Here is a 20783-nt window from a genome sequence, read left to right on the forward strand (position 1 = left end):
GGCCGCCCCCGGGCGGGAGGCGCGGAAAATAGCGGCAGCCAGCCTCCCCCGTCCCCGCGTGTTAGCCTCGGGCGGTGAGAACGCCCCACGTGTCGCTGGTAGTGCCCTGCCACAACGAGGAGGAGGCACTACCCACCCTCCACCGCGAGATCGTGGACGTAATGGCGCAGACCGACCTGCGGTGGGAGCTTCTGCTCATCGACGACGGTTCACGCGACCAGACCGCCGCCCGGATCGCCGAGCTGGCGGCCACCGACGCGCGCGTGCGCGGGGTGGGCTTCTCCCGCAACTTCGGCAAGGAGGCCGCCATGCTCGCCGGCCTGCGGTACGCCCGCGGCGAGGCAGTGGTCATCATGGACGCCGATCTGCAGCATCCTCCCGCCCTGGTGCCGCAGCTGGTGGCTCGCCTGCACCGTGGAGACGTCGACCAGGTGGTGGCTCGCCGCACGCGCGCCGGGGATTCGTGGGCACGCACCAAGCTAGCGGGCGTCTACTACCGGTGGGTTAACCGGCTGGTGGACGACGTCGAGCTGGAAAACGGCACCGGGGACTTTCGGATCCTCTCGCGTCGCGCCGTCAATGTGCTGACGCAAATGGATGAACGTTCCCGCTTCTCCAAGGGGCTGTTCTCGTGGATTGGTTTCCCCACCGCCGCCATCGACTACGACAACCGCCTGCGCGACACCGGCAAGTCTTCGTGGACGATGCGTTCCTTGCTGAACTATGGGCTGGACGGCATCTTGTCTTTCAACACCAAACCACTGCGGGTGGCGGCCGTCACCGGCCTGGCAGCCGTGGCATTGGCGGTGCTCTACGTGCTGTTCCTCATCGGCGACTGGGCGATTAACGGGGTGGCAGTGCCGGGGTATATCACCCTCATCGCCGCCATCGTCGGCTTCTCCGGTCTCCAGCTCCTGGCCCTCGGCCTGATCGGGGAGTACGTGGGACGCATCTACCAGGAGGTCAAGGCGCGGCCGCACTACGTCGTCGCGCAGGTATGGGAAACCCATGCGGAAGACCAGTAGGCAGCCACGCTGGGCCCTGGTGGCCCAGCTCCTCCGCTTCGGGGTGGTGGGGGTTGGTAACACCCTCAGCTACTACCTGTGCTATCGCGTCCTCCTGCTGTTCCTGCACTATCTGGCCGCACACCTGGGCGCCTGGCTGCTGGCCACCCTCGGCTCGTTCGTGCTGAACTGTTGGTTCGTCTTCCGGGTCCGACCCACCTGGCGCCGCTTTGCCCGCTTCCCCGTCGCCCCCCTGACCAACCTCGTCCTGTCCACGCTCGGGTCGCTACTCTTTGTCTCCGGGTGGGGGATCTCCGCCAAGTGGGGCACCCTGCTGGCCGGGCTGGTGGCCGTGCCTTTCACGTTCCTAGCTGCCCGCCTGGCGCTGGCCGACCACTCCGACCCCGAAAGAAAGACCAATGCGTGAGGCCCCCCGTACTGTGCGCGCGTGGAGCGTGGCAACTGCCGTGACCTGGCTGGCCGGACTCGGCGGGTGGTTGTCGCTGTGGCGCACCCCCATTTGGTCCACCGACGACCTAGTCTTCGCTATCCGCGCCGGGCACCCCGGCGGCGCGGTTCGGGGGGCCGAACTGTGGCACTTCGCGCAGGTGGACGTCTGGGAACGCAACGGTCGAACTGCCGACGCCTGGGGGCAGGCCATCTTCAGCACCGGTTGGGCCATCGGTCCGCTCATGGCCCTGCTGTGCCTGGCGCAGTCGTTCCTGTGGTGGCGCCTGCTGTGGGTCTGCCTGCGCCCCGCTATCCCGGCGCGCCTGGCCCCCGCGGCGGCGTGGGGCTGCGCGGTGGCCTGCCTGGCGGCCCCCTTCGCCCTGCATCACCTGGTGGCGCGACTCGCGGGCACCGTCTTCTTCTTCATGTCTGCCACCGTCGGCTACCTCGGCGGCATGGTGCTGTTGGGGGGCAGCCTGCTGTCCGCGCTCCAGCTGGTCCGCCGGGCTACCACCGCTCGCTCCTGGGGCCCGCCTGCCGTCGTCCTGCTCCTCAGTGGGGCCCTGGGGGCCATGCACAACGAGGTCATCGCCCTGCAGCTAATAGCCGTGGCGGTCTTGCTCAGCAGCGTGCTGTGGCGCAGGCGCGCCGCGTGGGGCCCGCGCGCGACTGTCTGGGTGTTGTTGGCGCTATCTGCGGCCCGGTTTGCCGCGCCCGGGCTGTGGGCGCGCACCCGCAAGGTCAAGGCGCCGTTGCCGCTGGAGGAGGCCGGCTTCCTCACCCGCCGCGCGGCCCTGGCCGCCATGTCGCTGCTGTCCCAGTTGGAGACCGCCGGCCGCCTGTACCTCGGTATCGCCCTGGCGGTGGTCGCCCTGGGACTGTGGGTGGGGTGGCACTGGGCCCGCGGCCGGGCACTGGTGGGGGCGCTGGTGGCCGGGCTGGGCGGCGGCGGGGCGCTCGCGGGCTGGCTCGTGCCGCGGCTGGTGGCGGCGCGGACGGCGGCCAACTGGGAGCGCAGCGCTTTGGCGGACCTCTTTACCTCCCGCTCGGCCCTACTGCTGGTGCTGGCCCTGCTGGTGGCGGGGGGCTGCGCAGTGGCTTTGGCGGGTTTGGCGGCCTGGCAGCTGGGCAGCCTGGAAGTGGGGGTCGTGTTGACAGCGGCCGTGGCCGCCTATGCGGTGCCGGTGGCGTTGGGCACGACGGGACCGCGCCCCTTCTATTTCGGTATCGCCTTGGCCTACCTGCTGGCCCTGGCCCTGGCAGGGCTGACCGTCGCGGCGCCCGCGCGCGGGCGGCTGACGGCCCCCGATGGGGCACCCCGGATCGCGGCGGCGGCCCCCGCCTGGCGCACCAGGGGCGGGCGCGTGGTCAGCGGGGCCGCTGCGGCAGCCAGCCTGGCCCTGCTGCTGGGCCCGGCGGGGCCCGGGGCGGGGCAACTGTGGCGGGACTGGGGCGGCAACATGGCCGCCTGGCGGCAGGTGGAGGACCAGCTGCGGGCGGCCCAGGCCGGGCAGGTCACCGAGGTGGTAATTCCCCGGCAATTGCCGCACATGCACCTGCTGGGGGACTACCTGACGGTCTCGGAGGGTTCCCCGCAGCGCCTGCATTTCCTCTACGACCTCGACCAATCCGTTACGGTTACCTTCAGCAAATGAGGCCGCGGCGCGGCAGATTGGAAAACCTTCGTGACGAAACAATTGAATGTGGCGGTGGTCGGCGCGGGCCCGGCCGGCATTTACGCCTCCGACATTCTGGCCAAATCCGGCGTCGACGTGCGTATCGACCTGTTCGAGCGGCTGCCCGCCCCCTACGGCCTGGTGCGTTATGGCGTGGCCCCCGACCACCCGCGCATTAAGCAGATCATCAACGCCCTGTACGGCATTTTGGCCAAGGGCGAGATCAATTTGGTGGGCAATGTCGAGGTGGGCAAAGACATCACGATTGCCGAGCTGCAGGCTCACTACGACGCCGTCATCATCGCCACCGGTTCCGACCTGGATGCCCCGCTGGACATCCCGGGGGTCGACCTGGAGGGGTGCTTCGGGGCGGCGGACTTCGTGGCCTGGTACGACGGACACCCCGACTACCCACGGCAGTGGGAGATAAAGGGCGAGCACGTGGCGGTGCTCGGGGTGGGCAACGTCGCCCTAGACGTGGCTCGTATCCTCGCCAAGCACGTCGACGACTTGCTGGTCACCGAGATTCCGGCCAACGTGGCCGCGGTTTTGCGCGACAAGCGGGTCACCGACGTGCACGTCTTTGGGCGGCGCGGGCCGGCCCAGGTCAAGTTCACGCCGCTGGAGTTGCGCGAGCTGGGGCACGTGCCGGGCGTGGACGTGATCGTGCGCGAGGAAGATCTTGAGTTCGACGCAGGTTCGCAAGCCGCGATTGCCGCCTCCAAGCAGACCAAGATGGTGGTCAAGACCCTGACCGACTACGCGCTGGTCGACGACGAGGAACGGACCGCGCCGCGTCGCATCCACATTCATCTCTTCGAGGCGCCGGTGGAGGTGCTCGGGCAGGACGGCCAGGTCGTGGGGGTACGCACCGAGCGCACCCGACTCAACGGCGATGGCAGCGTGTCGGGGACCGGGGAGTTCACTGACACCCCGGTGACACAGGTCTACCGCGCCATCGGCTACTTCTCTTCGCCGGTGCCGGGCGTGCCCTACGACGAGCAGCGCGGGCTGGTGCCCAACGTGGCCGGCCGGGTGATCGACGGCACGACCCCAGTGCCGGGGCTGTACGCGACCGGGTGGATCAAGCGGGGGCCGGTGGGGCTGATCGGCTCGACTAAGTCCGATGCGCAAGAGACGATCGCCAACCTGTTGGCGGATGTGGAGGCGGGCGTCGTGGGCGCCTCCCCGAAGGATGGGCGCGACGGGGTGCTGGCGCTGCTGCGCGAGCGCGGCGTGCGCTACACGGACGCTGAAGGCTGGATGGTGCTCGACGCCTACGAGCGCTCGCTCGGCCAGGGCGAGGGACGGGAGCGCATCAAGGTTGTCTCCCGTGACGCGATGACCGCGATCTCGCGGGGCGAGGAGTGGGACGGCCCACTCGTCTGAGCGCCCCCGGGTGCGCCGCCCGTGCGGCGCACCCGGCTCGGCCCTTAGCTGACTGCCGCCGGTTTGTCTGCCGTTGGGGCGGTGCGCCTCGTAGGCTGGGCAGGCAGAGAAAGGGGCGTGCGATGCACAACCATCACAACGGTTTGAAGACGGCGGTGTTGCTGGCCTCCATGCTGGGGCTGGTGATCGCGTTCGGGGCGGTGCTGTCCGCTTCGACCCGCAACGTCGTGTGGCTGGTGGGGGCCAGTGTGCTGTCGCTGGGGATGACGGCCTACTCCTATTGGAACTCTGACAAGCTGGCGCTGCGATCTATGGGGGCCTACGCGGTCACCCCGCTGGAGCAGCCCGAGATGTACCGGATTGTGGAGGAACTTTCCACGCGGGCGGGCCAGCCCATGCCGCGGCTCTATGTTTCGCCCACGGCCACTCCGAATGCTTTTGCTACGGGCCGCAATCCGCAAAACGCCGCGGTTTGCTGCACCCAGGGCATCTTGGATCTGCTCAACGAACGGGAGCTGCGGGGAGTGCTCGGCCATGAGCTTATGCACGTGTACAACCGCGATATTCTCACCTCCTCCATCGCGGCGGGTATCGGCTCGGTCATCACGTCGGCCGCCCAGTTCATGCTGTTTTTCGGAGGGCGCGATCGGCGTAACGGTAACCCGATCGCCATGCTGCTGGCAGCCGTCCTGGCCCCCATCGCGGCGATGGTGATTCAGATGGCGGTCTCGCGGACCCGGGAATATGACGCCGACGAAGACGGGGCCCGCCTGACCGGGGATCCTTTGGCTTTGGCTTCGGCACTGCAGAAGCTGCACGCCGGGACGCAGGCGCGGCCCCTGCAGCCGACCATGGCCACCGAGAACGTTTCGCATCTGATGATTGCCAACCCCTTCGGGTCGTTGCGCAACGTCTTTTCCACCCACCCGCCGATGGATAAGCGGGTGGCGCGGCTGGAGGCCATGGCCGGCTACGGGCAGGAACCGGAAAACCCGTACCGCTAGGGCAGGTTTTGGTGGGCGGCCCGCAGGAGCTGGCTATCTAGCTCGGCGCGGGCCGCTGCCACGAGGTGGGGGTGCGGGATGGGCGGGCGCAGGAAGTAGACCAGCAGTGCCCGCATCGCGGTCAGGCGGTTGCCGGCCTGCGCGAAAGCCACCGAGGCGGGGCCGTCGAGCACCTCGTCGGTAACCTCCTCCCCGCGGGAGGCGGGCAGGCAGTGCAGGAAGCAGACGTGGGGGGCGGCTCGTTCCAGCAGCTTTTGGTTGACCTGGAAGGCGGGAAAGAAGATGTCCATGCGTTCTTCTTTGCTCAACTCGGCCTCGTAGAGCCCGTACCACACATCGGTGTAGATGAAGTCGGCACCTGCCAGGGCGGCGGGGTCGTCGGTGACGGTGAGGCTGGCTCCGCTGACGGCGCAGTTGGCGCGGCCGAGCTCCTGGACTGGCGGGGCGAGCTGGTAGCCGACCGGACCGTAGTGCACGAAGTCCATGCCCATCTTGGTGGCGAGCAGCATCAGGGAGGTGCACACCTGGGTGGCGTCCCCCACGAAGACCACTTTGCAGTCGGCCAATTCCCGCCCCGGCGGCAGGTGCTCCAGCATGGTGATGAGGTCACCCATTTCTTGGGTGGGGTGGTTGTAGTCCGACATGCCGTTGATGACGGGAATGGAGGCGGCGGCCGCCAGCTCGGTGACGGTGGCGTGCTGCTGGACGCGGGCCATGAGGATATCGACCAGCAGTGACAACACTTTGCCGGTGTCGCCCATGGTCTCGTGGCCGCCCAACTGAATCTGGCCAGGGGCCAGGTATTGGGCGTGGCCACCCAACTGGGTCATGGCGGTTTCGAAGGCCACCCGGGTGCGGGTGGAAGCCTGTTCAAAGATCATGCCGAGGGTGCGCCCGGCTAGTAGGGGCGGGAAGTAACCGACGGCTACGCACTGCTTGAGGGCGCGGCCGAGGTCGGCGATGGTCAGCAGCTCGGCGCGGGAGAAGTCAGTGGTGTCGAGAAAGTCTTTGGGCACGATAACTCCTTTGTCTCAGGTGGGTGGCTTTAGGTGGTGGTGCGGGCGGGCGGCGGGCCGTCGAGGGCCATGCCGCGGTAGTCGCAGGCGCGGCGGCGGGCGGCGGCCAGGCGCAACGCTTCCCCGAGCAGGAGGAAAACGCCGACGGTGATAAGGCCCGGTAGTTTGGCCAGCTCGTCTTCGCTCCCGCCCAGCGGCACCAGGGTGGCGATGACGGAGAGGATGATGAGGGCCATCGGGACCCAAGTCGCCAGGCGCAGGGTGGGGGTGGTGCCGGCGACGCGGAAGACCCGTTTGGCCGTCGGGTCAGCGGTCCGGAGCCGCAACAGGGCCGGGAACATCGGCAAGTAGGACAGCAAGAGGAAGGCCACGTTGACCGAGAACAGGGTCCAAAACAGGTCCGCCAGGTGTAGCTGTTGTGCGAGGGGGGCCAGGCAGGCGAGCGCGGTGGCGATGACGCCGTTGGCCAGACTCACGCCCTTGGGCATGCCGCTGCGTTTGGTCACGGAGGCAAACAGGCGCGGCAGGTTGCCATCGCGGGCCGCGCACACGACCACATAGTTGACCCCGAAGGACCAGGAGACCATGTTGCCGACCAGGGTGAGGAGGAAGACCACCCCGATGGTGACGAGGAACCAGCTGCCCGCCCCCGTCATGATGCCGACGGCGTCGAGAATGCCGGAGTCGAGGCTGAGGTCGCGGGCGGGGATGGCGGCGGCCAGCCCGAAGGAACTGAGCAGGTAGATGGCGGCGATGACGATGCCGCCGGTGATGATGGCGCGCGGAATCTGCGTGCGGGGGTTGCGCATTTCCCCGGCGAAAGTGGCGATCACTTCGAAGCCCATGAAGTTGAACAGGATGATCGACAGGTAGGTCAGGGCCGAGGCGTCGAGTGACGGCAGGAAGGTGGCAGGCGACATGTCGCTGGCCCAGCCGTGGCGGGTGGCGTAATACAAGCCGAGGCCACCAACGGCAAGGGCGATGCCGATCTTCAACGTGGCGGCCAGGTTCATGATCCAGATGGAGTCGCTAGCGCGCGCAAAACTGAGGAACACCACCAACCAGATGAACACCAGGGAGATGGCCAGCCCCACCAGTGGGGGGAGGGTGTGCCCGGTCATGACCTGCAGCGAGGCGGGGAATAGCACCGCCAGGCTGGCCATCCACAGCGGGAAGTTGATCCAGTACCACCAGGCGACCCGCGAGGCCCACCGATCGCCGTAGGCGCGGCGTACCCAGTCGTATAGCCCGCCCTCGTCGGCCGCGTAGGTGGTGCCCAGTTCGCTCACCACCAACCCGTAGGGCAGACCGAAGGCGGCAATGAGGGCTAGCCACCAGAAGAACTGGGAGTTACCAATGGCGGCGGCCGGAGCGATGGCTTCGGCGACGAAGACGACACAGATGAGGGAGCCAATGACGTCGATGAGTCGGAACTTTTTGCCTCCGCTGGCCACTTTTCGTCACCGCCCCGCGGGTTGTTGTTGGGTGATGCAGTGGACGTTGCCGCCGCCGAGCAGGATTTCGCGGCCCGGCACGGTGTGGATTTGGCGGTCGGGGAAGAGCTGCTGGTAGGTGGCGATGGCGGCCTCGTCGTGTGGGTCGTCGAAGATCGGGAGGACGACGATGCCGTTGCCGTAGTAGGAGTTGACGTAGGAGCCGGCGAGCCGGTCCCCGGGCAGGCGCGGCAGGGTGCCGTCTACCGGGTCGACTCCGGCCGATTCTTCGGCTGTGATGTAGATCGGGCCGGGTTGGTGAATCTTGACTATCTCGAAGGGGCGGCCCTGGGCATCGGTTTCGTTTTGGAGCAGCTCTAGGGCAGCGACGGAGCGCTCCCACTGGGGGTCTGACTCGTCGTCGGTCCAGGTCAGCATGACCTTGCCGGGGGCGACGAACCGGCAGAAGTTGTCGACGTGCCCGTTGGTCTCGTCGAGGTAGACCCCGAAGGGCAGGAAGATGACTTTGTCGGCACCGAGGTAGTCGCACAGGTAGGCGGCGATTTGCTCCTGGGTGAGGTCGGGGTTGCGCCCGGGGGAGAGCATGGTCTCGGCGGTCACGAGGACGGTGCCTTGACCGTCGACGTCGATCGCCCCACCTTCTAGCACCAGGGGGGCGCGGTAGCGGTCTAGCCCCTCTATCTCGAGGACTTTGGCGGCAACTTGGTCGTCGGCGTCCCACGGGAAGTACAGGCCGTCCACCAGCCCGCCCCAGGCGTTGAACTGCCAGTCCACGCCGCGCACTTGCCCGGCGTCGTTGACGACGAAGGTCGGGCCGGTGTCGCGCATCCAGGAGTCGTTGTTGCTGATTTCTACGACCCGGACGGTGGGTGGCAGCTGGTGGCGGGCGTTGACGAATTGGGCGGCCGAGACGGCCATCGTTACTGGTTGGGCGCTGGCGATGGTGGAGGCGACGGTGGTGAATGCTGCCTGGGCGGGCTTGCCGCCGAGGCGCCAGTTGTCGGGTCGCTCTGGCCAGACCAGCCAGCAGGCGCTTTGGGGCTCCCACTCGGCGGGCATGCGGAAGCCGTCGGCTTTGGGGGTGGTGGTGAGCAGGGACATTTTCCCTCCTAGGGGCTGGCAAGCAGCCGAACGCGCGCCGGCTGCGGCGGAACGTTGGGGGTGAAGGCGGCGGAATGAAGGGCGTGGCAGGCGCGGGAAGGGCCCCGTTCTGCGGCAAAGCGAGGTTGTACATATGTACAAGTTAGTTTGCACAAATGTACAACATGTGATTTGCGTTACGGAGGGGCTTTGGTCCTAGGGGTGGGGGAGCAGGCGGTCGACTACCGCCTGCAGGTGGGTGCGCAGCGCCGCCAGGCCCAGCGTTTGGTTGGCGGCCTCCTCCAGCATTAAGCCGTCAATGGTGGCCGCCACTATCTGTACTGCCTGGGCGCGTGGCAGGCTGGGATCTGTGGGGGGTAATACCCGCTCAACTAACCCCAAGATGAGCTCCGTCCAGGCACGTGTCAATTCGCGGGCGGCCGGGTTGCGGGTGGCCTCCAAAAACATCTCGAAGAGCGCGAGGTCGTACAGCGGATCGGCCACTGTCTTATCGAAAAACATCTCGGTAAGCACCGCCACGCTGCGGTCGGCGGGAAGCTGCGCGGGCAGATCGTCAACCAATGCGTGCAGGCGTGCAGATTCGATAGAGATCGCGTACTTGACGGCGGAGAAGAGGAGATTTTCCCGATTCTTGAAGTAGTAGGTGGTGAGCCCCACGGACACCCCCGCCTCGGCTGCCACCGCTCGGTGCGTTACCGCGCCATGACCGCCTGCCCCGAAGACACGCACGGCGGCCGCCAGTATCTGTTCGATGCGCCAGGAACTGCCAATGCCGCGCGGTGAGAGACCGGCATGGGGCGGCAGGAGGGGGGTGGCAGGGGTCATAGTGCCCCAGTGTAAGGACAGCGGGCGCGTTGGCCTACCGAATGTTGTGCCGACAACGGGAACTGGAAAACCGAGGCGCGAAAAGGGCGATAGTCGCCGCGCAGTCGGCAGGCCAAAGGGGCGGCCGGAGCCGCCCCTTTGACATTGGTCTTAGCGGTAGTTCACAAACTGCAAAGCGGCATCCAAATCGGCTCCCTTCAACAGGGCAATCACTGCCTGCAGGTCGTCGCGAGACTTTGAAGTTACCCGCACCTCGTCGCCCTGAATCAGAGCCTTGACGCCCTTGGGGCCCTCGTCGCGCACCAGCTTGGTGATCTTCTTGGCGACTTCCTGGCTCAGCCCTTCGCGCAACGTGCCGACCAGGCGGTACTCCTTGCCTGACGCCTTCGGGGTGCCGTCCCCTAGGTCCAGGGCCTTTAGGGAGATGCCCCGCCGGACGAGCTTGGACTGCAGTACGTCCAGCACCGCCAGCACCCGGTCCGCGGAGTTGGCCACCATGGTCACGGCATCGCCGGTCAGGGTCACCGATGCTCCCACGCCCTTGAAGTCGTAGCGCTGGGCAATCTCCTTAGCCGCCTGGTTGACGGCGTTGTCCACCTCCTGGCGATCCACCTTGGACACCACATCGAATGACGAATCTGCGGCCATGACACTCCTAACGTCGCCGGTTGCCTGCGCCCATTGTGGCCGCAAAGGTGCGCAAATCCAAGGAGAACGGCGGCCCGCATCGGAAGGTGGGGGCGCGGTGACGTGCTTCACCGTCGGGAAAGTTGGCGCAAACCCCCGAAGTGTTGGTAGAGTCTGCGTCGCACTACTTGGCGAGTTGCCCGAGCGGCCAAAGGGAGCTGACTGTAAATCAGCCGCGGAATGCTTCGGGGGTTCGAATCCCTCACTCGCCACTGCGCCTCCGGCAGGGGGTGGGTTGTTCCAGCAGGAGCAACGGAGTGTGGCGGGTTTCACGCCCGGCCGGTTTGGAGAAATCCGTAGCGGCCAGGTAAAGTTTCCCGCGCCGCCCCGATAGCTCAGTCGGCAGAGCGTCTCCATGGTAAGGAGAAGGTCAAGGGTTCGATTCCCTTTCGGGGCTCTAGGCTTGCCCAGTGAAAGCTGGTGGGGCCACACCTGGCGGGGTAGCTCAGCTGGTCAGAGCGCACGACTCATAATCGTGAGGTCGCGGGTTCAAGCCCCGCTCCCGCTACGAAACAAGCAAACTGCGGCCCCTGGCTGCGAAACGGAGAAGTGAGGAATCGTGGCTTCCAAGTCTCAGGACGTCCGCCCGAAGATCACGCTCGCCTGCAGCGAATGCAAGGAGCGCAACTACATCACCAAGAAGAACCGGCGTAACACCCCGGATCGACTGGAGCTGGCTAAGTTCTGCCCGCGTTGCAACAAGTCGACCGCGCACCGCGAGACCCGCTAAGCGCAATAGTCACTGGCAGGTGCTCACCGGAATAACGGTGGGCACCTGCCGTTTTGTCTGCTCGGACGCGGCGGACAACTCTGCACGGCCGCCGAGCCCGGTGCCCGGCGCAGGCAGTAGCAAGCCGCCACCGGCGGGCTGCTTCGACCGCCGCTGCCGATCCACAGGCCGGTCAGCCCGCCAGGCGTGAGCTGAGCCTGCCTGGCGGGGATGGGGGTGGTAACGGCGCTTTCCGGCGGGCTGTCCCTAGCGCGGAGCCTTGCTGGCGGGGATGGGGGGTGCCCCACTGGCTGGGGCGGGCTCGACCATTAGCCGGCTAAAGGGTGATCCCAGCTCCAAACGCCGCCCGTTACGAACGGGCGCAAACCGCTGTAGGGTCGACGCTTTGTCTTCGAGGGCTGCGAAGCGCGCAACGGTCAGCGTCGATCCCGCCGATGCCCATCACACCCCACCGTCATGTTGTTGGTTCACCGTCATGTCCTTAATGCACCGCCATGTCCTTAAAACACTGAAATAAGGGCATGGTGGTGACGTAAGGGCATGGTGGTGACGTGAGGACATGGCGGTGGCGATGACTAAGGCGGCGTAAGGACATGGTGGTGCCGCAAGGGCATGATGGTGGCGACGACTAAGGCGGCGTAAGGACATGGTGGTGCCGCAAGGACATGGTGGTGCCACGATGACCTCTTAGTAGTCCCTGGGCGTCGCGGTGGCCGCGCGCGAACGCCTGGCTAACATGACCAGGTAGCTGCATATGCCCAGCAGGTCCGACCGGGAAGAGTGAGGGACATGAATACTGAAACTGTTCCCGCCTCCCCGCTTCCCGCCTCCCCGCTTCCCGCCGCAGCGCCGCCCGCCAACGCGCGAGACCAGGTCCGCACTGCTGCCCGGGCGGCCGCCTTCTTGCTGCTGCAGTGGCCCCTGCACCTGTTCTTCTTCGTGATGGTGGTGGTCTTGCTCGCGGTGGGCGTCGGCACCGTCATCATCTGGGTCGGCCTGGGGTTGCTGTTAGCTGGGCTCTGGACGGCTCGCGGCGCGGCCCAACTGCAACGGGCCTACAACCGCGGCGTGCACGGCCTGCTTCCCCCGCCCGACCTCTATCCGCCCCTGGACGGCCCCGGCGGAAACCGCTTGTGGCGGGCCCTGCGGCGCAGACAGCCGTGGCGGGACGCCGCCTGGGTGCTGGTGACCTTTCCGCTGGCAACCGTGACGTGGGTGCTGGCGGTGCTGTGGGTGTCGGTGCCGCTCGGGGCCCTGGCGACCCCGGTGCTGGAACTGCTCGAGCTTATCTTCCCCCACCAGGTGCGCAACGGGCTGGCGGAGGCGTTTGGTCTGCCCTACGACGTCTGGCTGGACCTAACCATCTCGACCGTCCTTGGGGTCATCTTCCTCCTCACCATGCCGCGCGTCTTACCCGCCCTGGAGCTGGCCCACGTGCGCCTGAGTGACCTCATGCTGTGCCGCGCGGCCCGCCAGGAGGAGAACATCACGCACCTGACCCGCTCCCGCCAGGCCGCCCGCCAGGCCGAGACCCGAGAGCTGCGGCGCTTGGAGAGAGACCTGCACGACGGTCCGCAACAGCGGCTGGTGCGGTTACAGATGGATCTGGCGCGGGCGCAGCGGCGCCTCACGCAAGAACCCGACCAGGCATCTGCATTGCTGACTGACGCCCTGGAACAGACACGGCAAACGCTGGCCGAGCTACGCCAGCTCTCGCGCGGTATCGCCCCACCGGTGCTGGTTGATCGCGGCCTGCTGGCGGCCCTCAGCGAGGCCACGGCCCGCTCAGTGGTGCCAGTGCAATTGCAGGGCACCATCCCGCCACTACCCGAACACGTGGAGGTGGCCGCCTACTTTGTGGTCTCCGAGGCACTGGCGAACGTCAACAAGCACGCGGCCGCCTCCCGGGCGGTGGTGAACCTCACGGTCACCGACGCACAGCTGCTGATCACCGTGGACGACGACGGACAGGGCGGGGCCGCGCTAGCCAAGGGGTTCGGCTTGGCAGGCCTAGCGGAGCGGCTGCGGGCCGTCGACGGGCAGCTGACCATTTTCTCCCCGACCGGCGGTCCCACCCGCATCCAGGCGGTGATCCCGTGCGCGTCTTGATCGCCGACGATTCGGTGCTGCTGCGTCAGGGCCTGGCCCTGCTGCTGGCCGAGGAGGGACACGAGGTGGTGGCCAGCGTGGCGGACGGCCCCGGCCTGGTATCCGCCTGCCTGACGCTGCGTCCCGACCTGACCATCAGCGACATTCGCATGCCGCCGAGCCACACCGACGAAGGGCTGCGTGCCGCCCTGGAGATCCGGCAGGCCTGGCCGACCGCGCCGGTGCTCATGCTCAGTCAGTACGTCGTGTTGTCCTACGCGGCCGAGTTGCTGGCCAGCGGCGAGGGGGCGCTCGGCTACCTGCTGAAGGACCGGGTCAGCGACCTGGAGCAGTTCTTTCACGCGGTGGACCGCGTGGCAGCCGGGGGCACCGTGCTCGACCCGGAAGTGGTGACCCAGGTGCTGCAGCGCGGCCGCCGCAACGACCCCGTGGAGAGCCTGTCCGCCCGCGAGCGCGAGGTACTGGAGCTCATGGCGGAGGGATTTTCCAACGCAGCGATCGCGCAGCGCCTGGTGTTGACCACGGGGGCGGTGGAGAAGCACATCCAGCGGCTGTTCGCCAAACTGGGGCTGCATGCTGACGCGGCGGTGCATAGGCGGGTGCGAGCCGTGCTGCAGCTGCTTGGCGGCTAGGCGGCACCCGGCCACGGCCCACTGGGGCGAGGACTTGGCGCTAGCCGCCAAAAGGACGCGGGTGAACTTAGGGGCGCCGTGCCTGCCCGGGCGGCGCCCCGCCGCCTAGGGTCGCGGGTATGGATATCACTGCACGCACCTACCCGTCCGTCACCTATGCCGTGGGGCAAGAAGAGCTCACGGCCTTCGCGGCGGCCACCGGCCGGGCCTGGGGCGCGGGCGCGAGCGGTATCGGGCAGGCACCTACCCCCGCCGCCCCCTGCTCCGTCGCGGCCCCGACGTTCGTGGCGATCGTGGCGCAGCGGGCAGAGGCGGCCGTGGTGGCCGACCCCGAGGTAGGAATAGATTTCGCGCGCGTGCTGCACGCGGCCGAGGTCATCGCGTTGCACGAGCCCATCCGGGCCGGAGATCAGCTGCAGGCCGAGCCCCGCATTAAGCGTCTGCTCAGCCGGGCCGGGACGACGACGCTCACCACCGAGACCACCGTGACCGGTCCGCGTGGGGTGGCCGCCGTCGTCACCTCCACGCTGGCCATGCTGCCACCCGCCGCTGCCCCCGAGCCGCCCACTGCGCCGCCGTCGCAGGCGGGGGAGGGCGAATGCGCGGCCGCCGCGCTTACCGCCGCGAGCTTGACTCCGGTGACGCTCGCCGTGCCGTCGCGCGCCACCAACCCGACGGGCTTCGAGACGACAGCTGCCGTGCACCTGACCCACGTGGTGCGCTACGCCGGGGCGTCGGGAGACTTCAACCCGATCCACCACAACCCGGTCGCCGCCCGCCTGGCGGGCCTGCCCGGCACCATCGCCCACGGCATGCTCACCCTCGCCCTGGCCGCCAACGCGGTCGAGGCCTGGGCGGGCGCCCCCGGGGCGGTCCAGGAGGTGCGGGCTAACTTCACGGGCATGGTGCCCATCGCCCCGGAGCGCGCCACGGACCTAGCGCTCGCGGGGACGGCCAGCGGCGCTAAGGTCAACTTGTCCGTCACCTGCGCGGGTGAGGCGGTGCTCGGGCGCGCGATCGTCACCCTGCGTCCGGCCGCCTCATGAGGCTGTGGTGGCACCCGGCTCGGTGGGGCGGCAGAGACACCACCTGCGCAATGTGGGAAGGGTAGCGCCCGGCCCCGTGGGGTGGCAGTGAGGTAGTCAGCAGCGTGCCCGGCGGGTGGGCAGCGGCGATGTGCCTAGTATCTGCTGGTGCACAGTATTCGTCGGGCTCGTTGGGCCACCTTCGCCATCTTTTTTGCCTGCGGGTTGGCGTTTTCCGCCTGGGCTTCGCGGCTGCCTGCCGTGCGTGACCTGCTGGATTTGACCCCGCAGCAGTTGGGGCGGATCTTGTTTGTCGGCTCGCTCGGGTCGATCTGCACCTTGCCGCTGGCAGGGATCATCACGAGCCACTTTGGTCCGAAACTCATCTGCCGTCTGGGGGTCATCGGGCAGGCCGTGACCTTGGTGGGGGCCGCGGGCGCGGCCACCCTGGGGAGCCGGTGGGGGCTGATTGTGGCCTTGGTGGCGCTCAATATTGTGTTTTCGCTGACGGACCTGGCGATGAACCTGCACGGCACGGCGGTGGATAAGGCCGGAGGGACCGAGCTCATGCCACAGTTCCACGGCGGTTTCTCGTTGGGCACGGTGGTGGGAGCGGGCATTGGGGCGGCCAGCTCGGCGCTCGGGGTGGCCGTGTGGTTGCAGATGCTCGCGGTGGGGGCGGTGCTTGTTGTTCTCGCGGTGGTCGCCACCCACCTCTACCTCCCGGTGCCGCCGCCGACGGGGGGTCCCAAATCCCGCGGGGTGCAGGCCCTGCGTGCTTGGGGCGAGGGCCGTACCTTGGCGCTCGGCATGATCGTGCTGGGCGCGGCCCTCACGGAGGGGGCGGCCAACGACTGGATCGCCCTGGCGACCGTGGATAGTTTTGGGGCGGCCAACTACTTGGGGGCAGTGGCCTTCGCGATCTTTGTCAGCGGTATGACCGCGATGCGTTTCGCCGGGACCTGGCTGGTGGCACGGTTCGGGCGGGTGCTGGTCATTCGTCTGTGTGCCTGGGCCAGCCTGCTCGGGGTGGTCGGTTTCGTTTCCTCCCCCTGGTTGGGCCTGGCGATGGTCAGCGCCGTCATCTGGGGGGCGGGCGCGGCCTTGGGCTTCCCGCTCGGTTTCGCGGCCGCCGGCGAAGAGCCAGTGCGGGCCGCGGCCCGCCTGGCGGTGGTGTCCACCATCGGGTACGGGGCGTTCCTGGCGGGCCCGCCGCTGTTGGGGGAGCTCGTGCACCACTTCGGCTACCGCTGGGCGTTAGGGGTGTTGGCCTTCCCGGTGGCCCTAGGTTTGCTCTTCGCGTCGGCGGCCCGACCCCGGCCGCTGGAAGATCAGTTGGCCGACCGAGAAACAGCCGCCTGACTCTGGCTGTCGGGCGGCGGCCTGCCGTTACCCTGAGGGGCATGACATGTGAAATGCCCGGCCCGGCGTTGTCCGCTGGTGAGCACTCGGCTCTCATCCCGCCCGTAACGTCCGTGCGGCACACGCCCGGCACCACCCCCGCCCCCACGTTGGCGGAATTGACGACCCTGCGGGTGGGCGGCGCCCCCGCCCAGTACCTGGAGGCCCACTCCGAGGAGGAGATGACTGCGGCCATTGCCGCCGCTGACGCGCAGGGGCAGCCGCTGCTGGTGCTGGGGGGCGGGTCCAATGTGTTGGCCCACGAGGACGGTTTTGCGGGCCTGGTGCTGCGCGATGCTCGCACGTCCGTCGTCGTGGAGGATGCCTCGGGCTGTGGCGGGGTCACCGTGCGCGCCACGGCAGGGGTGCCGTGGGACGACTTCGTGCACCGCGCGGTGGTCGAGGAGTGGATGGGGCTGGAGGCGCTGTCTGGCATTCCCGGCACGGTTGGGGCGGCTCCGGTGCAAAACATCGGCGCCTACGGTGCCGAGGTGGCGGGGACGCTGGCCTCGGTGCGGGTTTACGACCGGGAGCGCGGCCGGACCCGGTTGCTGCCGGTGGGGGACCTGAAGCTCGGCTACCGCACGAGCGTGTTGAAGACCTCGCGCAGCGAGACCCGGCCCGATGGCACCTCGTGGGGGGCCACCGGCCGGTATGTTGTGCTGGAGGCCACCTTCCAGTTCCGCAACGCCTCCCTCTCGGCTCCCGTGCGCTACGCGGAGCTGGCGCGCGCCCTCGGGGTGAACTTGGAGGACCGCGCCCCGGCGGCCAGCGTGCGGGCCGCGGTGCTGGAGCTGCGGCGCGGCAAGGGCATGGTGCTGGACGACGCCGACCACGACACCTGGTCGGCCGGCTCGTTCTTCCTCAATCCGGTGCTCAGCGAGGCCGCGGCGGCTACCCTGCCTGCTGACGCGCCGCGCTTTGCGGTCCGCAACCCGGCGCTAGCGACCAACATTTTGGACCCGGGCCCCGTGGTGCCGGGCCTGGTGAAGACCTCGGCCGCGTGGTTGATTGCGCGGGCCGGTTTCGCGCCCGGGTATGGAACGGAGCTGACCGCCGGGCGGGCCAGCCTGTCCACGAAGCACGTATTGGCTATCACCAACCGGGGAGCGGCCAGCGCCGCCGATATTCGGGCGGTCAGTAGCGCCATTCAGCAAGGAGTACGCGAGGCGTTCGGGGTCGAGCTGGAACCCGAACCGGTGGTGCTCGCTCCCTAGGCGGCGCACGGCCGCAGGCGGGTTAGCTTGCGGCCTGCCCCGCGGTGGCGGGGGCGGCCAGCCAGGCCGCGATCTCGGCGCGCCAGCGCGCCTTGGCCGCCGGGCTGGCCAGGCTCGCGTCGATTGAGTCGATGGCCAGCTGCGCCAGGGCGGCATCGTCCAGGCCGTGCGCGTCGCGGGCGGCCTCGTACTGGGCCACCAGGCGGGAGCCAAACAGCAGCGGGTCGTCGGCCCCTAGGGCGATACGCGCCCCGGCAGCCCGCAGGGTGGCTAGCGGCACGTGGCGGGTTTCGTGGTAGACCCCGAGGGAAACGTTCGACGCCGGGCACACTTCGAAGGCGATCCCCGCGTCGACTACGGCGGCCAACAGGGCAGGGTCCTCGGCGGTGCGGACCCCGTGCCCGAGCCGAGCGGGAGCCAGGTGTTCGACGACGGCCCGCACGTGGGCGGGGCCAAGGAGCTCGCCGCCGTGGGGGACCCCGGCCAGGCCGGCATCGCGGGCGATGCGAAACGCCGCCTGCCACTCGGCGGTGTTGCCGCGCCGTTCGTCGTTGGATAGGCCGAAGCCGACGACCTGCCCCGGGCCGTCCCCGGCGTACTGGGCCGCCAGCCGGGCCAGGGTGCGGGCCTCTAGCGGGTGGCGGGTGCGGGAGGCCGCCACGATGATCGCCACTTCGATGCCGAGCGCCGCGCTGGCCTGGCGGGCCTCATCCAACACGATCTCCAGGGCGGGAGTGATTCCCCCCACGAAGGGGGCATAGCTGGTGGGGTCGATCTGCAACTCCAGGCGCCGCGAGCCCTCGGCGGCATCATCCTCGGCCGCCTCCCGCAGGAGACGGCGCATCACTGCCTCGGAGCGCACCAGGGCGCGGGCCGCATCGTAGGACCGCTGGAAGCGGAACCAGCCGCGCTGGTCGGCAGGCACGTCGTACACGGAATCGGTGAGGTTCGCCGGGAGGCGGATGCCTGCTCTGGCCGCCAAGTCCAGGAGGGTGGCGGGGCGCATTGAGCCGGTGAAATGCAGGTGCAGGTGGGCTTTAGGCAGTTGGTGGAGATCCCGCATCGGGTCAGTGTCCCATGTAACTAGGGCCGCTCGAAAATCGAGGTCGTGCGTCGGTTAGACTCACGGGGTACCTCGGCGAGGGAAGAAATTCCGTTATCGACGCGGTGTGGGTTACGCCCGCGCTGACCGCTCGCCACCCACACCGAAAGGAAAGACTATGTCCCAGTCCGAAGACCGCCTGGTCATCACCGGTACCGTGCGCACCGAGTTCGGCAAGGGCGCTGCCCGCCGCCTGCGCCGCGCCGCCCAGACCCCGGCCGTTCTCTACGGCCACGGCATGGACCCCGTGCACTTGGCGCTGCCGGCCCACGCCCTGTTCCTGGCCGTCAAGGGCAATGCCAACGCGGTGCTGCACCTGACCGTGGACGGCGAAGAATCCCTGGCGCTGGTGAAGGACATCCAGCGTGACCCGGTCTCCCGCATTATCGAGCACGTTGACCTGCTCGCGGTGCGCAAGGGCGAGAAGGTCACCGTGGAGGTCCCGGTTGTCACCGAGGGCGAGTCCTTCCCCGGCACCATGGTGGCCGTCGACCTGCAGAACATCACCCTGGAGGCCTCGGCCACCGCGATTCCTGAGAGCCTCGCGGTCTCGGTGGAGGGCCTGGAGGACGGCACCGTGCTGCGCGTGGCCGACCTGCAGCTGCCGCGCGGCGTGCAGACCGATCTGGACCCGGAGACCGTCGTGCTGACTGTCTCCATCCCGCAGGAGGATCTGCCCGCCGAGGAGAGCGCCGAGGAAGCCGAAGAGGCCGCCGAGTAAGACGAAACGAGGCGGGGGTGGGCTGTGGCCCACCCCCGCTTTTGCGTGGCCGGGCCGTCGCGCATGCCGGGGTGCCCGATTGGTCGCCCTAGTTGGCCAGGGGCGCCGGTCCCTGTCTCCCTGGCCGGTGGGCACCCGCGCTGCTCGCCCTAGTTGGCCAGGGGCGCGGGCTCCTGTCTGCCTGGCCGGTTGGCGCCCGCGCCGCTCGCCCTAGTTGGCCACGGAGAGAGCACAGGCGCCATATACACCGGATGAGGCGCGTGGGTAGACAACTAGGGCGGTCCCCGCGCGCCCAGGCGGCCAACTAGGGCGGCGGCGCGTCTGTCTGCCTGGCCGGTGGGCACCCGCGCCGCTCGCCCTAGTTAGCTACGGAGAGAGCACAGGCGCCATATACACCGGATGAGGCGCGTGGGTAGACAACTAGGGCGGTCCCCGCGCGCCTAGGCGGCCAACTAGGGCGGCGGCGCGTCTGTCTCCGGCTGGCGGCAACTTTGCCGGGCGCGGGTGATGCGTCAGGATGGCCTCATGGGATCTGACGCGTGGCTCGTGGTGGGCCTGGGTAACACGGGGCGCAAGTATGAGGACAACCGGCACAACGTCGGCCGCATGGTGGTGGACCTGTTGGCGCGCCGGGCGGGGGCGAGCCTGGCCCGCCACCCGTCCCAGACCTACCTTGCCGATGTGCGCCTGGGAGTGGGCCCGGGCGGGGTGCCGGGGCCGCGCGCCATCCTGGCCCGCACTAACGGCTACATGAACGTCTCCGGGGGGCCGGTAAAAGCGCTGGCCGCCTATTACGGCATCGCTCCCGAGCGGTTGCTGGTGGTGCACGACGAGCTCGACCTTCCCGCCTGGACCCTGCGGCTAAAGCGGGGCGGCGGGGAGGGCGGCCACAACGGCCTGCGATCGATCTCCGGGGCCCTGGGCACCCGCGACTACCTGCGCCTGCGCTTCGGGGTGGGGCGCCCACCCGGGCGGCAGGACCCTGCCGACTACGTGTTGTCCGACTTCTCCGCGGCGGAGCAGCCCGAGCTGGCGCTCCAGCTGGAGCTGGCGGCCGACGCGATCGAGGACGTGGCGGTGCGCGGACTGGAGTTGGCCCAGATGCGGCTGCACGCCGCGCCTTAACACGGCGCGTGGCCGGTGGCGTGGCGCATTGGCCCGCGCTGGCCTGATCCGGGGATACCTGCCCGGCCACGGCGCGTCCGGCGGCCCACCTCGCCAGCAGGGCCGCCCACCCCGT

19 protein-coding genes and 3 tRNA genes are annotated in these 20783 nt (G+C 68.6%); 16 read left to right on the forward strand and 6 right to left on the reverse strand.

Annotated features, from left to right (window positions below; genetic code table 11):
• Positions 1 to 74: 74 nt before the first annotated feature.
• The 5 genes from BSZ40_RS00825 (at position 75) to htpX (ending at position 5523) form a co-directional block, all read left to right on the forward strand.
• On the forward strand, positions 75 to 1025 hold the full coding sequence (locus BSZ40_RS00825; RefSeq protein WP_245793746.1) for a glycosyltransferase family 2 protein: 951 nt from the start codon (positions 75 to 77) through the stop codon (positions 1023 to 1025).
• On the forward strand, positions 1009 to 1431 hold the full coding sequence (locus BSZ40_RS00830) for a GtrA family protein (RefSeq protein WP_073822280.1): 423 nt from the start codon (positions 1009 to 1011) through the stop codon (positions 1429 to 1431). Before BSZ40_RS00825 ends, BSZ40_RS00830 begins: the two co-directional genes overlap by 17 nt.
• Complete coding sequence (locus tag BSZ40_RS11795; protein WP_073822282.1) at positions 1424 to 3109, forward strand: hypothetical protein; 1686 nt, start codon at positions 1424 to 1426, stop codon at positions 3107 to 3109. The genes BSZ40_RS00830 and BSZ40_RS11795 overlap by 8 nt, the downstream gene beginning before the upstream one ends.
• A gap of 30 nt (positions 3110 to 3139) precedes the next feature.
• Positions 3140 to 4519, forward strand: coding sequence for an FAD-dependent oxidoreductase (locus BSZ40_RS00840; protein WP_073822284.1), 1380 nt, complete (start codon positions 3140 to 3142; stop codon positions 4517 to 4519).
• Between the two features lie 122 nt (positions 4520 to 4641).
• Positions 4642 to 5523 (forward strand): zinc metalloprotease HtpX, encoded by an 882-nt coding sequence (gene htpX / locus BSZ40_RS00845; RefSeq protein WP_073822285.1) that lies wholly within the window; start codon positions 4642 to 4644, stop codon positions 5521 to 5523.
• Here the strand turns inward: htpX and ptcA are convergent.
• The 5 genes from ptcA to BSZ40_RS00870 all read right to left on the reverse strand — a co-directional run bounded on the left by ptcA (position 5520) and on the right by BSZ40_RS00870 (position 10567).
• Positions 5520 to 6539 carry a putrescine carbamoyltransferase gene (gene ptcA / locus BSZ40_RS00850; protein ID WP_073822287.1) on the reverse strand — a complete coding sequence of 340 codons (1020 nt, stop codon included), beginning with the start codon at positions 6537 to 6539 and terminating at the stop codon, positions 5520 to 5522. The two genes, htpX and ptcA, sit on opposite strands and share 4 nt — an antisense overlap.
• 29 nt (positions 6540 to 6568) lie before the next feature.
• Positions 6569 to 7993 carry an APC family permease gene (locus BSZ40_RS00855; RefSeq protein ID WP_073822289.1) on the reverse strand — a complete coding sequence of 475 codons (1425 nt, stop codon included), beginning with the start codon at positions 7991 to 7993 and terminating at the stop codon, positions 6569 to 6571.
• A 6-nt stretch (positions 7994 to 7999) separates the two neighbouring features.
• A complete protein-coding gene (gene aguA, locus BSZ40_RS00860; RefSeq protein WP_073822291.1) occupies positions 8000 to 9094 on the reverse strand; it encodes an agmatine deiminase in 1095 nt (364 codons plus the stop codon).
• A 195-nt stretch (positions 9095 to 9289) separates the two neighbouring features.
• A complete protein-coding gene (locus BSZ40_RS00865) occupies positions 9290 to 9919 on the reverse strand; it encodes a TetR/AcrR family transcriptional regulator (protein ID WP_073822293.1) in 630 nt (209 codons plus the stop codon).
• A 150-nt stretch (positions 9920 to 10069) separates the two neighbouring features.
• Complete coding sequence (locus tag BSZ40_RS00870) at positions 10070 to 10567, reverse strand: YajQ family cyclic di-GMP-binding protein (RefSeq protein ID WP_073822295.1); 498 nt, start codon at positions 10565 to 10567, stop codon at positions 10070 to 10072.
• A 169-nt stretch (positions 10568 to 10736) separates the two neighbouring features.
• On the opposite strand from BSZ40_RS00870, the gene BSZ40_RS00875 reads away from it, so the two are divergent.
• The 9 genes from BSZ40_RS00875 to BSZ40_RS00915 all read left to right on the forward strand — a co-directional run bounded on the left by BSZ40_RS00875 (position 10737) and on the right by BSZ40_RS00915 (position 17720).
• Positions 10737 to 10818, forward strand: a tRNA-Tyr gene (locus BSZ40_RS00875).
• Positions 10819 to 10930: 112 nt separating this feature from the next.
• Positions 10931 to 11003, forward strand: a tRNA-Thr gene (locus tag BSZ40_RS00880).
• A gap of 37 nt (positions 11004 to 11040) precedes the next feature.
• Positions 11041 to 11114, forward strand: a tRNA-Met gene (locus tag BSZ40_RS00885).
• A gap of 51 nt (positions 11115 to 11165) precedes the next feature.
• Positions 11166 to 11336: a 50S ribosomal protein L33 gene (gene rpmG / locus BSZ40_RS00890; protein WP_073822297.1), complete on the forward strand. Its 171-nt coding sequence runs from the start codon at positions 11166 to 11168 to the stop codon at positions 11334 to 11336.
• Between the two features lie 789 nt (positions 11337 to 12125).
• Positions 12126 to 13445: a sensor histidine kinase gene (locus BSZ40_RS00895; protein WP_084542516.1), complete on the forward strand. Its 1320-nt coding sequence runs from the start codon at positions 12126 to 12128 to the stop codon at positions 13443 to 13445.
• Complete coding sequence (locus tag BSZ40_RS00900; RefSeq protein WP_073822300.1) at positions 13433 to 14077, forward strand: response regulator; 645 nt, start codon at positions 13433 to 13435, stop codon at positions 14075 to 14077. Before BSZ40_RS00895 ends, BSZ40_RS00900 begins: the two co-directional genes overlap by 13 nt.
• 119 nt (positions 14078 to 14196) lie before the next feature.
• Complete coding sequence (locus BSZ40_RS00905) at positions 14197 to 15123, forward strand: MaoC/PaaZ C-terminal domain-containing protein (protein WP_073822302.1); 927 nt, start codon at positions 14197 to 14199, stop codon at positions 15121 to 15123.
• 147 nt (positions 15124 to 15270) lie between these two features.
• A complete protein-coding gene (locus BSZ40_RS00910; RefSeq protein WP_222842719.1) occupies positions 15271 to 16464 on the forward strand; it encodes an MFS transporter in 1194 nt (397 codons plus the stop codon).
• A gap of 41 nt (positions 16465 to 16505) precedes the next feature.
• On the forward strand, positions 16506 to 17720 hold the full coding sequence (locus tag BSZ40_RS00915; protein WP_073822307.1) for a UDP-N-acetylmuramate dehydrogenase: 1215 nt from the start codon (positions 16506 to 16508) through the stop codon (positions 17718 to 17720).
• 22 nt (positions 17721 to 17742) lie between these two features.
• Here the strand turns inward: BSZ40_RS00915 and BSZ40_RS00920 are convergent, their stop codons facing one another.
• Entirely contained in the window at positions 17743 to 18783 is a 1041-nt protein-coding gene (locus BSZ40_RS00920; RefSeq protein ID WP_073822309.1) for an adenosine deaminase, read from the reverse strand.
• A gap of 157 nt (positions 18784 to 18940) precedes the next feature.
• Between BSZ40_RS00920 and BSZ40_RS00925 the strand changes: the two genes are divergently transcribed.
• Together BSZ40_RS00925 and pth are read left to right on the forward strand one after the other, a co-directional pair.
• The gene (locus BSZ40_RS00925; RefSeq protein ID WP_073822311.1) at positions 18941 to 19543 is read left to right on the forward strand and encodes a 50S ribosomal protein L25/general stress protein Ctc; all 603 of its coding nucleotides are present in this window, start codon (positions 18941 to 18943) and stop codon (positions 19541 to 19543) included.
• Between the two features lie 525 nt (positions 19544 to 20068).
• On the forward strand, positions 20069 to 20668 hold the full coding sequence (pth, locus tag BSZ40_RS00930) for an aminoacyl-tRNA hydrolase (protein ID WP_143180835.1): 600 nt from the start codon (positions 20069 to 20071) through the stop codon (positions 20666 to 20668).
• Positions 20669 to 20783 lie beyond the last annotated feature (115 nt).

This window comes from Buchananella hordeovulneris, from assembly GCF_001907235.1.
Taxonomy (GTDB): Bacteria; Actinomycetota; Actinomycetes; order Actinomycetales; family Actinomycetaceae; genus Buchananella; species Buchananella hordeovulneris.